This window comes from Amycolatopsis sulphurea (genome assembly GCF_002564045.1).
Classification (GTDB): Bacteria; Actinomycetota; Actinomycetes; order Mycobacteriales; family Pseudonocardiaceae; genus Amycolatopsis; species Amycolatopsis sulphurea.
Map to the genome: position 1 here is coordinate 4,690,239 of NZ_PDJK01000002.1, position 15,664 is coordinate 4,705,902.

General features: G+C 69.6%; 14 protein-coding genes and 1 pseudogene. 7 read left to right on the forward strand and 8 right to left on the reverse strand.

Annotated elements, in window-relative coordinates; genetic code table 11:
• Positions 1–3: 3 nt before the first annotated feature.
• From ATK36_RS27520 to ATK36_RS27545, 6 genes are all read right to left on the reverse strand, one after another.
• Complete coding sequence (locus tag ATK36_RS27520; RefSeq protein ID WP_098514121.1) at positions 4–1,002, reverse strand: TIGR03842 family LLM class F420-dependent oxidoreductase; 999 nt, start codon at positions 1,000–1,002, stop codon at positions 4–6.
• 9 nt (positions 1,003–1,011) lie between these two features.
• Positions 1,012–2,394, reverse strand: a complete 1,383-nt coding sequence (gene hydA / locus ATK36_RS27525; protein ID WP_098514122.1) for a dihydropyrimidinase — start codon at positions 2,392–2,394, stop codon at positions 1,012–1,014.
• The gene (locus ATK36_RS27530; RefSeq protein WP_098514123.1) at positions 2,394–3,236 is read right to left on the reverse strand and encodes a nitrilase-related carbon-nitrogen hydrolase; all 843 of its coding nucleotides are present in this window, start codon (positions 3,234–3,236) and stop codon (positions 2,394–2,396) included. The genes hydA and ATK36_RS27530 overlap by 1 nt, the downstream gene beginning before the upstream one ends.
• A complete protein-coding gene (locus ATK36_RS27535) occupies positions 3,187–4,713 on the reverse strand; it encodes an NCS1 family nucleobase:cation symporter-1 (RefSeq protein WP_098514124.1) in 1,527 nt (508 codons plus the stop codon). The genes ATK36_RS27530 and ATK36_RS27535 overlap by 50 nt, the downstream gene beginning before the upstream one ends.
• Before the next feature lie 341 nt (positions 4,714–5,054).
• Positions 5,055–5,426: an SSI family serine proteinase inhibitor gene (locus ATK36_RS27540; RefSeq protein WP_098514125.1), complete on the reverse strand. Its 372-nt coding sequence runs from the start codon at positions 5,424–5,426 to the stop codon at positions 5,055–5,057.
• A 27-nt stretch (positions 5,427–5,453) separates the two neighbouring features.
• Positions 5,454–7,109: a PucR family transcriptional regulator gene (locus ATK36_RS27545; RefSeq protein WP_098514126.1), complete on the reverse strand. Its 1,656-nt coding sequence runs from the start codon at positions 7,107–7,109 to the stop codon at positions 5,454–5,456.
• A gap of 139 nt (positions 7,110–7,248) precedes the next feature.
• Here ATK36_RS27545 and ATK36_RS27550 point away from each other — a divergent pair, with 139 nt between their 5' ends.
• Positions 7,249–8,745 (forward strand): CoA-acylating methylmalonate-semialdehyde dehydrogenase, encoded by a 1,497-nt coding sequence (locus ATK36_RS27550; protein WP_098514127.1) that lies wholly within the window; start codon positions 7,249–7,251, stop codon positions 8,743–8,745.
• A 618-nt stretch (positions 8,746–9,363) separates the two neighbouring features.
• On the opposite strand, the gene ATK36_RS32550 is transcribed toward ATK36_RS27550, so the two are convergent.
• Both ATK36_RS32550 and ATK36_RS33970 read right to left on the reverse strand, forming a co-directional pair.
• Entirely contained in the window at positions 9,364–9,510 is a 147-nt protein-coding gene (locus ATK36_RS32550) for a hypothetical protein (RefSeq protein WP_170069931.1), read from the reverse strand.
• A 152-nt stretch (positions 9,511–9,662) separates the two neighbouring features.
• Entirely contained in the window at positions 9,663–9,932 is a 270-nt protein-coding gene (locus tag ATK36_RS33970; protein ID WP_245915235.1) for a YbaB/EbfC family nucleoid-associated protein, read from the reverse strand.
• A gap of 168 nt (positions 9,933–10,100) precedes the next feature.
• On the opposite strand from ATK36_RS33970, the gene ATK36_RS32555 reads away from it, so the two are divergent.
• The 6 genes and pseudogenes from ATK36_RS32555 to ATK36_RS33975 form a co-directional block, all read left to right on the forward strand.
• Positions 10,101–10,247, forward strand: coding sequence for a hypothetical protein (locus ATK36_RS32555; protein ID WP_170069932.1), 147 nt, complete (start codon positions 10,101–10,103; stop codon positions 10,245–10,247).
• A gap of 185 nt (positions 10,248–10,432) precedes the next feature.
• Positions 10,433–11,458, forward strand: a complete 1,026-nt coding sequence (gene hrcA, locus ATK36_RS27565) for a heat-inducible transcriptional repressor HrcA (protein ID WP_098515222.1) — start codon at positions 10,433–10,435, stop codon at positions 11,456–11,458.
• A gap of 41 nt (positions 11,459–11,499) precedes the next feature.
• Positions 11,500–12,660: a molecular chaperone DnaJ gene (gene dnaJ, locus ATK36_RS27570; RefSeq protein WP_098514129.1), complete on the forward strand. Its 1,161-nt coding sequence runs from the start codon at positions 11,500–11,502 to the stop codon at positions 12,658–12,660.
• 2 nt (positions 12,661–12,662) lie between these two features.
• Positions 12,663–13,415, forward strand: a complete 753-nt coding sequence (locus tag ATK36_RS27575) for a 16S rRNA (uracil(1498)-N(3))-methyltransferase (protein WP_098514130.1) — start codon at positions 12,663–12,665, stop codon at positions 13,413–13,415.
• 965 nt (positions 13,416–14,380) lie between these two features.
• A complete protein-coding gene (locus ATK36_RS27580) occupies positions 14,381–14,737 on the forward strand; it encodes a histidine triad nucleotide-binding protein (protein WP_098514131.1) in 357 nt (118 codons plus the stop codon).
• Positions 14,738–14,839: 102 nt separating this feature from the next.
• Positions 14,840–15,565 (forward strand): annotated as a pseudogene (locus tag ATK36_RS33975) (PhoH family protein); the annotation flags it as partial.
• Positions 15,566–15,664: the final 99 nt, after the last annotated feature.

The following is a 15,664-nucleotide window of genomic DNA, read 5'->3' on the forward strand; positions in this document are numbered from 1 at the left end:
CGTTCACGCCGTGAGCTTCGGCAGCACTCGTTCCCCGTATGCGGAAAGGGTTTCCTCCCGTTCGTCGTGCATCAGGTACAGCGCGAACTGATCCACGCCCAGTTCCGCGAGTTCCTGCAGGCGCGCGACGTGCGCCGCAGGCGGGCCGAGCAGGCAGAAGCGGTCGACGATCTCGTCCGGGACGAAGCCGGTGGACGGGTTTCCGGCGCGGCCGTGGTGGGCGTAGTCGTAACCCTCCCGATCGCGGATGTAGTCGGTGAGTTCGTGGGGGACCGTGCTGTTCTCGCCGTAGCGGGCAACGAGGTCGGCGACATGGTTGCCGACCATCCCGCCGAACCAGCGGAGCTGTTCTCGCTGGTGTGGCAGGTCTTCGCCGACATAGGCGGGCGCTGCGACGCAGATGGTGATCCCGGCCGGATCCCGGCCCGCGGCACGGGCGGCGGCACGGACCGCACCGATCGTCCATCGGGCGATGGCCGTGTCGGCGCATTGCAGGATGAAGCCGTCGGCGTGCTCGCCCACGGTCTTGAGCGCTCGCGGGCCGTAGCCGGCCATCCACATCTCCAGCCGCCCGCCGTGGATCCAGGGGATACGGACCGCGGTGTCGCCCATGGTGACTTCGCGGCCCTCGGCCAGGTCTTTCACCGTCCGCATGCAGTCGCGCACGGTGGCCAAAGTGGACGGTGGTTTCCCGACGACCCGGTGTGCCGAATCGCCCCGCCCGATCCCGCACACCGTGCGATTGCCGTACATGTCGTTGAGGGTGGCGAAAGTGGACGCCAGCACCGACCAGTCCCGGGTGCCGGGGCTGGTCACCATCGGCCCCACCATCAGTGACGAGGTCTCCGCCAGGATCCGCGCGTAGATCACGAACGGCTCCTGCCACAGTACGGCCGAGTCGAACGTCCAGCCGTAGCGGAATCCTTGCTCTTCCGCGGCTTTCATCAGCCGGACGACCTCGGCGGCGGGTGGGTCGGTCTGCAGCACTATCCCGAAATCCATGCTCGTCCCTCAATTCAGGTACTGGTTGAGATCGCGGGAGAGGAACCTGCCGTGCCCGGCGGACCCGGCGTACCCGCTGGGAGAGACGACGATCCGGCCACGCGACAGTACTGTGTGGACTTTCCCGGTCAGCTCGAAGCCTTCGTACGCCGAGTAATCCACGTTCATGTGGTGCGTCGCCGCGGAGAGGGTCTGGGTCGCCGACGGATCGTAGATCACGATGTCCGCGTCCGAACCGGCGGCGAGCACGCCCTTGCGCGGGTACAGGCCGAACATCCGCGCGGGCGCCGCCGAGCAGGTCTCGACCCATCGGCCCAGCGAGATCTCACCGGCCACCACGCCTTGGTGCAGCAGGTCCATCCGGTGCTCGACGCCGGGGATGCCGTTGGGAATGGCACGGAAATCGTCCCGGCCCAGTTCCTTCTGGTCCTTGAAACAGAACGGGCAGTGGTCGGTGGACACCACGGCCAGGTCGTTCGTGCGCAGCCCGCGCCAGAGATCGCCCTGGTGGGACTTCTCCCGCAACGGTGGTGACGCGACGTACTTGGCACCTTCGAAGCCCGGTTTCGCCAGGTCCTCAATGGACAGATAGAGGTACTGCGGGCAGGTTTCCGCGAACACGTTCTGCCCACTGTCGCGAGCTTCCGCCACTGCGGCAAGGGCTTGTGCGGCCGAAAGGTGCACGATGTACAGCGGTGCCCCGGTCACCTGTGCGAGCCGGATCGCCCGCGACGTCGCCTCAGCTTCCAGCTCCGGGGGCCGGGTCAGCCCGTGCTGTACCGGCTCGACGCGGCCGGCTGCGAACGCCTGCGCGGCCAGCTGGTCGATCGCGATGCCGTTCTCGGCGTGCATCATGATCGTCGCGCCGATCTCGCGCGCCTGCTGCATGGCCAGCAGGATCTCCCCGTCGGTGGAGTAGAACACGCCGGGGTAGGCCATGAACATCTTGAAGCTGCCGACGCCCGCGTCCACGCAGACGCGCATTTCCTTCAGCGTCGAATCGTTGACGTCCGACATGATCATGTGGAAGCCGTAGTCGATCGCGCAGTTGCCGTCCGCCTTGGCGTGCCACTTGTCCAATGTGGACTGCAGCGAGGTGCCCTTGGCCTGGACCGCGAAGTCGATGATCGTGGTGGTGCCGCCCCAGGCCGCGGCGGCGGTGCCGGTCCCGAAGGTATCTGCCGACTGGGTGCCGCCGAAAGGCATTTCCATGTGCGTGTGCGCGTCGATACCGCCAGGCAGCAGGTACTTTCCGGCCGCGTCGATGCTTTCGGTACCGGTGAGCGTGCCAGGTGCGCCCACCGCGGTGATGGTCTCGCCGTCCACCAGCACGTCGGCAGTGACCGCGCCGGACGGCGAGACGACCTGGCCGCCGTGGATCAGCGTACTCATCAGGCCTCCGTCAGCGGTCCGTAGCTGTCCGGGCGGCGATCGCGGTAGAACGCCCACAGATCGCGCACCTCGGCGAGCCGGTCCATGTCCAGATCGCGCACCACGATCTCCTCTTCGGAGTCCGAGGCTGCCTCGCCGACCAGCTGGCCACGTGGGTCCGCGAAGTACGACTGCCCGTAGAAGTCGTTGTCTCCCAGCGGTTCCACGCCGACCCGGTTGATCGTGCCCACGTAGTACTCGTTCGCCACCGCGGCCGCGGGCTGCTCCAGCCGCCACAGGTACTCCGACAGCCCCCGGCTGGTCGCGGACGGGTTGAACACGATCTGCGCACCGGCCAGCCCGAGCGCGCGCCAGCCCTCCGGGAAGTGCCGCTCGTAGCAGATGTACACGCCGATCCGGCCGACCGCGGTGTCGAACACCGGGTAGCCGAGGTTGCCGGGACGGAAGTAGAACTTCTCCCAGAAGCCCTTGACCTGCGGGATGTGGTTCTTGCGGTGCATGCCGAGGTACTTGCCGTCCGCGTCGATCACCGCCGCGGTGTTGTAGTAGACGCCCGGCTGCTCCTGCTCGTACATCGGCACCACGAGGACCACGCCGTGCCGCTCGGCGATCTCCTGCATCAGCTTCGTGGTGGGGCCGTCCGGGATCGCCTCGGTGTAGGAGTAGTAGTCGGCGTCCTGCACTTGGCAGAAATACGGGCCGTAGAACAGTTCTTGCAGGCAGATCACCTGCGCGCCCTGCGAAGCCGCCGTGCCGATCGCCTCGACGGCATTGGCGATCATCGACTCCTTGTCACCCGTCCAGCGCTGCTGGATCAATCCGGCTCGGACCAGGTTGCTCACGGTTCTCCTCCTTCGTCGTGGGCAGGCTGAGCAGCAGGTAGCCGGCGAACGCGCCGGCCAGGCCGACCACCCAGTTGTAGTCGTAGAGCGGTTTCAGGAACGGAATCAGCCCTTCGGCAGGGAACGGGCCGCCGTGAGCGCCGCCGACTGCCAGCACCGCGCCGAGAACCGTGGCCACCACGGCCCGCCAGTGCCAGCCCGCGGTGAACCAGTAGGCGCCGCCCGGCAGATACAGGTCGGCGACCTTGAGCCGGGTGCGGTTGACCACCCAGTACCCGGCCACCAGCACCCCGGCGACCGCGCCCAGCACGCCGCCGTAGAAGCCGAGCCAGGCGTAGATGTAGATGTCCGGATCGGAGTACAGCCGCCACGGCTGGATCAGGATCCCGATCACCCCGGTGATGAGGCCGCCGAGCGCGAAGGTGATCCGCTTCGGGAAGGCATTGGAGAAATCGTAGGACGGGCTGACCACGTTGGCCGCCAGGTTCGCCGAAACGGTGGCCAGCACCAGCGCGATCAGCGCGACCACCACCACGACGGGGCTGTCGAACCGGTCCGCGAGCTGGGCGGGGTCCCAGATGTCCTGCCCGTAGAGCACGTGCCCGCCGGACGTGGTCAGGATGGCCACGATCGCGATGAACGTCATCGTGGTCGGTAGCCCGAGGATCTGCCCGCGCATCTGCTTGCGCTGGCTGCCGCCGAAGCGGGTGAAATCCGGCATGTTCAGCGAAAGCGTGGACCAGAACGCGATCATCGCCATCAGCGACGGCGCGAACACCTTCCAGAACTCCGAACCCCAGCCGAGCTTGCCGCTGTCGTGCAGGATCGGGCCGAGCCCGCCCGCCTTCACCAGCACGTAGCCCAGCAGGATCAGGAACCCGACCGACACCAGCGGCGCGGTCCAGTTCTCGAACCGGCGGACCGCCTCCATACCGCGCCAGATGATCAGCATCTGGCCCAGCCAGAACACCGCGAAGGACAGCCACAGCGTCCAGTGCTGCCCGGCGATGATCGCCGAATCCCGCCAGCCCGAGCCGGCCAGCCTGCCGACGATCACGTAGATCGCCTCGCCGCCGACCCAGGTCTGGATGCCGAACCAGCCGCAGGCGATGAACGCACGCAGCAGCGCCGCGAGATTGGCGCCACGCAGCCCGTAGAAAGCACGCGCGAACACCGGGAACGGGACGCCGTATTTGGTGCCGGCATGGCTGTTGAGCAGCATCGGGGCGAGCACGATCAGGTTGCCGATGGTGATCGTGAGCAGGGCCTGCAGCCAGTTCATGCCGAGTGCGATGAGCGAGGCGGCGAGTGCGTAGCTGGGGATGTTGTGCGCCATGCCCATCCACAGCGCGAAGTAGTTGTAGGTGCTCCAGGTGCGTTTTTCCGGTGGGACCGGGGCCAGCTCGTCGTTGTAGAACCGGCTGCCGCGCAGCTCCGGGTCGCCCGGCTCCTCGTGGCCGCGGGTGATCGGTTCCATTGCGGAATGGTGCGCGCCGCGCGGGTGTACTGGGCAGAGGCAGACTGTTCAAGGTTGACCTGCCCTTGGCGCAGTCTGTCGATTGCGGCCAAGCCACCCCTCGGTGCATGATCTGCGTCACACTTTGAGACTAATGCTCTCCACCGGCTCTCCACGGTTCACCCGCCTGGCCGCCCCGGCGGATGCCGACCATCCGAAGGCTCTGAAGGTGCCTTTCACGGGCTGCGGAGATCCGTGAAGGGTCCCTTCACGGACTCAGAGTCCGTGAAGGGACCCTTCACGGCCAGCCATCGCACCTTCGCGGTCGCCGGGGCCGGAGCACTCGGCCCGGTTCGCCGCGGTCAGAATGCGAACACGCCGTCGGATTGGCTGTCCGCCGCGCACTTGTTCGGGTAGGTGGCGCGGAAGGCCACCGGTTTGCCCTGCCAGGTGCCGGTCGCGGTGACGTCCACCGGGGAGTAGATCATCGTGCACTTCTGCTGCCGGGGCTTGATCTTGGCCAGGTCGCCGTGCACCTGGGCGAGGGTGGCACAGGCGGTGTCGCGGTGCAGGTGGGTGCCGCCGGTGGGCTCGCAGGTCAGCGAGGCGGTGACGACCCGGCCGGAGGTCTCGTGCAGGCTCAGTTCGAGGCTCGACGCGGGCTGCGGCGGTGCGGTCAGGCTGCTGAGCCCGACCAGGCAGGCGGCGATCGCCGCGAAGGTAGAAAAGACCATGGAACGGCTATCGGCAGATCGGACCCCTTAACTGTGCCCCTCTTCCCGGTGGCTTTTCTCCCTCGGACGTGTGGCCGTGGTCAGATCATGGGCAAGCAGCGCTACGTACAGTGACAGCATTGACTCCGGATCTTCCAGTCGCACTCCGAGTACCTGTTCGATCCGGGCCAGCTGCTGGTAGTACGCCGTACGCGACGTATGCGCGGCGGCTGCGGCGGCGGACTTGTTGCCGCCCTGCTCGCAGTAATGCCGCAACGCCGAGACCAGCCGGCTACCGGAGGCTGCGTCGCGCTGTAGCAGTGGTTCCAGCTCGCGCGCGGCGAAGGCGCTGACTCGCTCGTCGCCCGCCAACAGGTGCAGCAGCCCGCGCAGCCGTACGTCTTTGAGCCGGTGAAACGGCCCTTCGGCGCCTTCGTCGAGAGCCGCTGCGGCGACCTGCGCAGCCTCCACCAACGTGCGATGTGCTTCCGCAGGCGTTGTCACGACGGTGCCGACGCCGACCACTGCGGGGGCGCTGGCCCGAGCGTCGTGGATGTCGGCGGCCAAGCGGCTCAATACAGCGTCGACGTGGGCTTCGGGGGACAGCGACAACAGTGCGCGTACAGCCATGTCGTCCGTTGCCACGAGCGCGGACACCTTCGCCCGCCGCGCGGCCAGCGCGATCGCTTCGGACAGCTCACGCAGCAAAGGCGGCGTAGAGAGCGATTGCTGTGCTGTGGCAGCGATCCGCGGACGTACGGCCACTCCGACTAACCGTCGCGCGGTCAACGGCACGGCGAGCGCAGACGCACGTGCGAGGATTTCCGCAGACGGCGTCGGCGAAGCGATCAGCTCCGTCAGGACCGCGCGGTGCGCATGCCGTTCGAGTGTCTCGGAATCCCTTGCGACGAGTCTGTACACGGCCAGCGCCGACGCCGCCCGTTCGGCGACTACACGGTGCCGGTGAGGAGGTGCTTCGGGGCTTTCCGTGCACACGACGATCAGCCGTCCCCAGTCGTGCCCGCGCGCCCCGACCACGGTCACCAGCCAGCCTGAGCCCGGGTGGTAGCCAGTGCGCTCGCCGACCTGCACGACGCGTGAACGGCCGGGCCATCCGGTCAGCAGTTCACCCGGGTCGGAGCCGGCGGCGTCGTAGGCGAGGACTTCGTGGTCGAGCGTCTCCAGGACGACCGGGTGCTCCGTCAGCCGCGCCACCTCGCGTAGCACGATCTCAGGCTCGGCACCCGAGACGGTGAGCGAAGTGAACGTTTCGTGCACTCGTTCCGCCGCGCGCAGTTCGGCGACCTGGGCGTCGACGATCATCCCGTTGACGGCCTCGGTCACCGCGACGTAGCGCGTCTCGCGGGAGAGCGTGATCAGTGGCAGACCGCACTCTTCGGCGGCGGTGACCAGGGCGCGCGGCAGCCGGTCGTTCCAATGCCGCACCAGCTCCACGATCACCCCCGCAGCGCCGACTTGGGCGAGGTCGGCGGCGTAACGGGCCAGAGACGCGCCGTCGTCGGGCAGCGCGACCCCGGTGGTCAGCACCAGCTCGCCGCCACGCAGCAGCGGCGCGATCTCGGCGATCTCCGCCACGTGCGCCCAGCGCACCGGACGGTCCAGCCCGGTGTTGCCGGCAACCACGCGCGGGTTGCCGCCTCGGAGTGCGGGCAGCGCGAGCACCTCGGCGATCGTCGGGTACATCGGGTCCTCGGGTCTCCTTTCCGGCCGGCAGGCACAGACTGTACGGCCGCGCGGGGGAGTCCGTACACGTTGCGGATGGCGCGCGCGTGCCGTACGCCCGGAGACTCGGAGGCATTCCCGAGGAGAAGGAGCGGACGTCGTGACCGACCGCATCAGCCACTGGATCGACGGAAAGCCGGTGCCGGGCACGGCCGGGCGCACCGGCGACGTGTTCGACCCGGCGACCGGGCAGGTCCGCGCGCAGGTGGACTTCGCAGGGGACGCGGAGGTGGCGCGGGCGGTGGCCGCCGCCTCGGCCGCGCTGCCGGGCTGGCGGGGAACCTCGCTGGCCGGGCGGACCCGGGTGCTGTTCAAGGTCCGCGAGCTGCTGCAGGCCCGCAAGGACGAGCTGGCCAAGATCATCACCAGCGAGCACGGCAAGGTCGAGTCCGACGCGGCGGGGGAGATCGCCCGCGGGATCGAGAACGTCGAGTACGCGTGTGGCGCCGCGCAGCTGCTCAAGGGCGGCTTCAGCGAGAACGCTTCGACCAATGTGGACGTCTACTCGATGGCGCAGCCCCTCGGCGTGGTCGGGGTGATCTCGCCGTTCAACTTCCCGGCGATGGTGCCGCTGTGGTTCGTGCCGAACGCGCTGGCGTGCGGGAACACCGTGGTGCTCAAGCCGAGTGAGAAGGACCCGTCGGCGGCGGTGTTCCTGGCCGAGGTGTTCGCCGAGGCCGGGTTGCCGGACGGGGCGTTCAACGTGCTGCACGGCGACAAGGTCGCGGTGGACGGCCTGCTGGAACACCCGGACGTGAAGGCGATCTCCTTCGTCGGGTCCACGCCGATCGCGCGCTACGTCTACGAAACCGGCACCCGCAACGGCAAGCGGGTACAGGCCCTCGGCGGCGCGAAGAACCACATGGTCGTGCTGCCCGACGCCGACCTCGATCAGGCCGCGGACGCCGCGGTCTCGGCCGGATTCGGCTCGGCGGGCGAACGGTGCATGGCGGTGTCGGTGGTGGTCGCGGTCGACCCGATCGGCGACGAGCTCGTCGCGAAGATCGCCGAACGGATGCACGGTCTGCGTGTCGGTGACGGCCGTGATCCCGCCTCCGAAATGGGGCCGCTGGTCACCCGCGCGCACCACGCGCGGGTTTCGTCCTATGTGGACGCTGGAGTGGCCGAGGGTGCGGAGCTGGTCGTCGACGGCCGGGACGTGCGGGCCGCGGGTGGGGAGGGCGGCTTCTGGCTCGGCCCGACCCTGTTCGACCGCGTCCGCCCGGACATGTCGGTCTACACCGACGAGATCTTCGGCCCGGTCCTGTCCGTCGCCCGCACCGCCGGCTTCGACGACGCGCTGGCACTGATCGCCGCCAACCCGTACGGCAACGGCACCGCGATCTTCACCGGCGACGGCCGCGCCGCCCGCCGATTCCAGAGCGAGGTCGAGGTCGGCATGGTCGGCGTCAACGTGCCGATCCCGGTCCCGGTCGGCTACTACTCCTTCGGCGGCTGGAAGGACTCCCTGTTCGGCGACAGCCACGCCTACGGCCCGGAGGGATTCCACTTCTTCACCCGTACGAAGGTGGTCACCTCCCGCTGGCCCGACACCTCGCACACGGGGATCAACCTGGGCTTCCCGAAGAACTCCTGACCCGCCGGTGCCCCGGTCCCGCGCCGGGGCACCGCCGGATCAGGCGGGGAAGGCGTCCACGACGATCTTGCCGCGCGGGATGAGCACGACGGTGTTGGCGCGGTCCGGCTGGAGCCGATCGAACCACGCCTGGGAGATGTCGTAGGTCTTCCCACCCACCACCAGGTCCCAATGGGAGACGCGGGCCGCACCTCTGCGCGTTGAGATTGTCCAGCTCGTGGTCCGAGGACCCCATGCCGGTCATCGCGCCGGACGGCGACTCGGCCGTCGCGACCAGCGGGTTGCCGCTCATGCCGGGCTCTCCCAGGGTTCCGGCAAAGTTGGTCGGGGACCCGGCAGCGGGCGATGCGGAGGCGTGTGCGACCACCTCGTGGCGTGCGCCGGACCGGCTTCAGGTCTGTGAAGGGGCCCTTGACGGACTCTGAGTCTGTGAAGGGCCCCTTCACAGCCTTTCGGCGTCTTGTGAAGGGCCCCTTCACAGACCTCCACACCGACTTTGCCGACACCCTGCCGGGCTCTCCTTTCCGGTCCCGTCGATGGCACTGGTGGCGAGATCGTCGGCTGCCGTCGCGACCAGGCCGATGAAGACCCGGCCGAACCGGTGAACAGCTCCATGACCTACGCGAACGGCAGGCCGACGAGGCCGAACGAGAGATCGCCCACGGCACAGGCCGAGGCGGCGGCGTGCACGCCCTTGGCGATGTCCTGCACGTCGCCGCGGTGCTGCCGTAGCGAGCCCAGGTGGACCTGGTATCCGTCGGGCACCGGTCAGTCCCTCCTCGGCAGCGGGCCGTTGCCGAAGTAGCCGTCGTCCGTGGCGTGCGTGGCCGGTCTCGCACGGAATTGCGGATGGGTGTCTCCGGAGTCCGCCTCTTCTTCCGATTCTTCCGGTTTCGGAATCTGTTCTTCGAGAAATTTCATCGCCCGCTGTGCTCGCCGATGACCGGCGCCATGATGTCGCTGAGCCGCTCGGCCGCCCGGACCTGCGCACGGCGTGCGGTGGCGGCCGCTGCGGCGCGCGGCATCTCGTCCGCGGACGCGCCGAAGTAGAGTTTCTGCAGCGCACCGGCGGTGTTCACGGTGAGGGCGACCGCGCCGTCCGTGCTCGACGCGGTCGCGGCGACGTGTTTGAGGCGTTCCTGCGCTTCCGCGGCGCGCCGCCCGATTTCGGATTCCTGTGCGTCCATGGGGGAAACTGCTTTCGAATGGGGGACACGGTTTCTCCAGGAGGTAGAAAACCGGGTGGCGGCTCCCTTTCGGTCCGCCATTCTTGATCGTCGTTTACCCCTCGATTACCGGAGCCTGGCGCAGCCGGGGGGCCGGGTCAGGGTCCCGGCAAAGTTGGTCGAGGACCCGTGATCAGCAGAGTGAGCCGTGGCGGCCGCGTCATCATCGACGGCACCTGCCATCTCGATCTATTGCGCCCCGCAGCGGGCGAAGCAGAGGTGTTCGAGATACGCGACCACCTCGCGCTGTGCGCCGGACCTGTCTCGGGTCTGTGAAGGGGCCCTTCACAGACCCAGAGTCCGTGAAGGGCCCCTTCACGGACCTTCACGGACCTCCGCGGTCGGCGCAGGGCCCCTCACGCCGACTTTGCCGACACCCTGGGGGGCCGGGTTGGGTACGCCGCACCCGGGGTTTCCGTAAACTTGTCGTGAGCGCCCGGGACGACCAGGAGGAGGTGCGGGTGGCGAACACCGATGAACGACGCTTCGACGTGCTGCGTGCGATCGTCGCCGACTACGTCTCCAACCAGGAGCCGGTCGCGTCGAAGTCGATCGTCGAGCGGCACAACCTCGGGGTGTCCAGCGCGACCGTGCGCAACGACATGGCGGTGCTGGAGGAGGAGGGCTACATCGCCCAGCCGCACACCAGCGCCGGGCGGGTCCCCACGGATAAGGGCTACCGGCTGTTCGTCGACCGGTTGTCCGAGGTCAAGCCGCTCTCGGGGGCCGAGCGGCGGGCCATCACCAGTTTCCTGGACTCCGGCACCGACCTCGACGACGTGCTGCGCCGCTCGGTGCGGCTGCTCGCGCAGCTCACCCGGCAGGTCGCGGTGGTGCAGTACCCGATGCTGACCAACACCGTGGTGCGCCACCTGGAGATCGTCCCGCTCACCCCAGCCCGGCTGATGCTCGTGCTGATCACCGATTCCGGCCGGGTCGACCAGCGCACCGTCGACCTCGGCGACGTGATCACCGAGGAGGCCGTGCTGCGGCTGCGCACGGTGCTCAATGGCGCGCTCGCCGGGCGGCGGCTCACCGACGCCGCGGTCAACGTGGCCGACCTGCCCGAAGGGGCGCCCGCGGAGCTGCGCGACTCGTTGATCCGGATCTGCACGGCGCTGGTGGAGACCCTGGCCGAGCACCCGGAGGAGCGGATCGTGCTCGGCGGCACCGCGAACCTCACCCGCAACGTCGCGGACTTCCCGGGTTCGCTGCGCCAGGTGCTGGAGGCACTCGAGGAACAGGTCGTGGTGCTCAAGCTGCTCGCGGCGGCACGCAACCCCGGTGCGGTCACCGTGAGCATCGGCGAGGAAAATGAGGACGAGCAGATGCGCAGCACCTCGGTCGTGTCGATCGGCTACGGCCGGGACGACATGCTGCTCGGGGGGATGGGCGTCGTCGGGCCGACCAGGATGGACTACCCCGGCACCATCGCGGCGGTCCGCGCGGTCGCCAACTACGTGGGGCAGATCCTGTCCGGCCGCTGACCGGCGGCCAGTGCGGAAAGACGAAGGAGAAGGCAAGCAACGTGGCGAGGGACTACTACGGGATCCTCGGGGTGGCCAAGAACGCGAGCGATCAGGAGATCAAGCGCGCGTACCGCAAGCTGGCCCGTGAGCTGCACCCGGACGTGAACCCGTCGGAGGACGCCCAGCACCGTTTCGGCGAGGTCACCACCGCCTACGAGGTGCTCTCCGACCCGCAGAAGCGCAAGATCGTCGACCTCGGCGGCGATCCGATGGACTCCGGCGCGCGCGGGGGAGGGGGCGGCGATCCGTTCGCCGGGTTCGGCGGGCTCGGCGACATCATGGACGCCTTCTTCGGCGCCGCGGGCGGCGGCGGTGGTCGCGGGCGTGGTCCCCGCAGCCGCGTGCAGCCCGGTTCCGACGCGCTGATCCGGCTCGGGCTGACCCTCGAGGAGTGCGCCCTCGGCGTGGACCGCGAGATCGCCGTGGACACCGCGGTGGTCTGCGACCTGTGCCGCGGCGCGGGCGCCGCCGACGGCACCGGCACCAAGACCTGCGACACCTGCGGCGGTGCCGGCGAGGTGCAGTCGGTGCAGCGGTCCTTCCTCGGCCAGGTCGTCACCGCCCGGGTGTGCCCGGTGTGCCGCGGCTTCGGCGAGGTCATCCCGGACCCATGCCGCCAGTGCGGCGGCGACGGGCGGGTCCGGGCCCGGCGCAACGTCACCGCGAAGATCCCGCCGGGCGTGGGCGACGGAATGCGGATCCGGCTGTCCGGACAGGGCGAGGTCGGGCCCGGCGGCGGCCCGGCGGGCGACCTGTACGTGGAGATCGACGAGACCCCGCACGAGGTGTTCGTCCGCGAAGGCAACGAGCTGCACTGCAACTTCCGCATCCCGGTGACCACCGCGGCGCTCGGCGCGACGGTGCCCATCGCCACGCTGGTCGACGGCGACTACGAGCTGGACATCGAACCGGGCACCCAGCCGGCCACCGAACTCGTGCTCACCGGCAAGGGCATGCCCCGGCTGCGCTCGTCGGGCCGCGTCGACGGCCGCGGCGACCTGCACGTGCACATCGACGTCGTGGTGCCCACCAAACTCGACGAAGCCCAGCGCGAGCTGCTCGTCGAGCTGGCCCGCACCCGCGGTGAGGAAGTGCCCACGCTCGCTGCCAACGGCCGGCACGGCGGGCTGTTCTCCAAGCTGCGCGCCAAGAATCGCTGACCGTGCCGGACACCACGCTGCCGGTCTTCCTCGCCCCCGACGTCCCGGCGTCGGGCACCACACTGCTCGAAGGGGAGGAAGCCCGGCACGCGGCCACCGTGCGCCGGTTGCGCACGGGGGAGCAGCTCGTGCTGTCCGACGGTGCCGGTGCGATGGCGCGCTGCGCCGTCGCCGCGGTCCAAAGCGGGCGGGATGCCGCACTCACCCTCACCGTGCTCGAACACTGGACCGAGCAACCCCCGGCGCTGCGCGTGCACGTGGCGCAGGCGCTGGCCAAGGGCGACCGCGGGGAGCTGGCCGTCGAGCTGGCCACCGAGGCCGGCGCGGATGCCGTGGTGCCCTGGCGCGCTGCGCGCAGCGTGGCCCGCTGGGACGACGGGCCACGCGGCGGCAAAGCCCTCGGACGCTGGCGTGCCACCGCCCGCTCCGCGGCCAAACAAGCCCGCCGCGCACACCTGCCCGCCGTCGCCGAACCAGTGAGCACCGCCGAACTCGCCGAACTCGCCGCCACCATGTCGGCCACCTACGTCCTCGAATCCGCGGCCGGCGCCCAGCTGACTGCGCAAACCCTGCCGGCAGGCGGCGATCTGCTCCTGATCGTCGGCCCGGAAGGCGGCATCACCGACGGTGAACTCACCACCCTCGAAGCCGCCGGCGCCACCCCCGTCCGGCTCGGCCACACCGTGCTGCGCACCTCCACCGCCGCGGCGGTCGCGCTGGGCGCACTGGGCGCCCTCACCACCCGCTGGCACTGACCGATTCCGCCCGGTGGCCCCGGAGGCATGACGAACGGACCAAAACCCGGCCGGAACATGGCGCCGGCCGGTCGGGGACGGCTACGCTCCACGGCAACGCGCACAACGTCGAGGTTTCGGCGCGCCACTGGGTGGGCAGCCTCTACGAGCGTAATCGAGACCCCGCCGGGCACCTCCCCCTCGGTCCGGCGGAGCCGCGGCGCGGTGGGGCGACCCCCAGGCTCCACCCCGCCGCGGCGTCTTCGGAGCTTCGGTCCTTCGCGGAGGGGGTGTCGCGTGTTTTCCGGGGGCCCGAGCCCCCGGAGCCCCCACGGGGCGTAGGGGGCGCAGGGGGTGAGCTGCGGCTCCCGACGGGGCGATGGGGGCGTGGGTGGGTGAGCTGCGGTTCCCGACGGGGCGATGGGGGCGTGGGTGGGTGAGCTGCGGTTCCCGACGGGGCTGTGGGGCGTGGGTGGGTTTGGTGCGGCTCCCGACGGGGCTGTGGGGCGTGGGTGGGTTTGGTGCGGCTCCCGACGGGGCGTAGGGGGCGCAGGGGTGAGCTGCGGTTTCTCACGGGGCGGTGGGGCGTGGGTGGGTTTGGTGCGGTTGTGACTGTGGTGGGGCGAGTGGCGTTGTGGCTGCCGGTGGGGTGGGGCCGGCCGCAGGGTCCCGGCAAAGTTGGTCGAGGACTCGTGATCAGCAGAGAGAGTCGTGGCTGCCGCGTCATCATCGGCGACACCTGCCCTCTTCGTCGATCACGCCCGGCAGCAGGCGACGCGGAGGTGTTCGAGATGCGCGACCACCTGGTGGTGTGCGCCGGGCCTGTCTCGGGTCCGTGAAGGGGCCCTTCACGGACTCAGAGTCTGTGAAGGGCCCCTTCACAGACCTTCACGGACCTTCACGGACCTCCGCGGTCTGCGCATGGCCCCTCACAGACTTGGCCGACACCGTGGGGCCGGCCGGGCGCGTCTTTGTAGGGTGGTGGCATGACTTCTGCGGATACGTTGTTCGAGCGCATTATCGCCGGGGAGATTCCTTCCGACGTGGTGCATGAGGACGAGACCACGTTCGCGTTCCGGGACATCAATCCGCAGGCGCGGGTGCACGTGCTGGTGGTGCCGCGCAAGCGGTATCGCAACGTGGCGGAGCTGACCGAGGCGGATCCGCAGTTGCTGGCCGACCTGCTGCGGTCGTGCCGCCGGGTGGCCGAGATCGAGGGTATCGCCGAGAGCGGTTACCGGGTCGTGTTCAACACCAACGCCGAATCCGGGCAGACCGTGTTCCACGTGCACGCGCACGTGCTGGGCGGCGAGCAGCTGGGGCTGTTCGGGCGCTTCGGGTAGGAAACCGGACTGCGGGCGGGACCGGCGGCCAAGTACCATCGAAAGGGTCCGCAAGACCGTCCGTCAACGCAGCGAAAGCGCAGAAGGCAGGCCAGAGGCCACGTGGCCGGAACCGCACCGGGTGGAGCCGCCCGTCCTGACGTCCCCGACGACGCCCCGGCCACCAGCGTGGCCCAGTCCCGCTTCCCGATTCCCGACACGGCCGCGTTGAGCCTGCTCGGCTCGCGCGACGAGAACCTCCGCGTCGCCGAGGAACTGCTCGCCGCGGACGTGCACGTGCGCGGCAACGAGGTCACCCTCACCGGCACCCCGGCCGACGTCGCCTTCGCCGAACGCGTCTTCACCGACCTGGCCCAGCTCGCCGGCGGTGGCCAGCAGGTCGGCCCGGACACCGTGCGCCGCACCATCGGCATGCTCTCCAGCGGCGACGCCTCCCCGGCCGAAGTGCTCAGTCTCAACATCGTCTCCCGCCGCGGCAAGACGATCCGGCCCAAGACGCTCAACCAGAAGCGCTATGTCGACGCGATCGACAAGCACACCGTCGTCTTCGGCATCGGCCCGGCGGGCACCGGCAAGACCTACCTCGCCATGGCCAAGGCCGTGCAAGCCCTGCAGGCCAAGCAGGTCACCCGCATCGTGCTCACCCGCCCCGCGGTCGAAGCCGGCGAACGCCTCGGCTTCCTGCCCGGCACGCTCAACGACAAGATCGACCCGTACCTGCGTCCGCTCTACGACGCGCTGCACGACATGATCGAAGCGGAGTCGATTCCGCGGCTGATGCAGGCGGGCACGATCGAGATCGCGCCGCTGGCCTACATGCGCGGCCGGGCGCAACCGGTCACCACCCCGGTGCTCACCCCGGAGGGCTTCCGGCCGATCGGGCAGCTGCGGGCCGGCGATCTGGTGCTGGGCTCCAACGGTGAACCC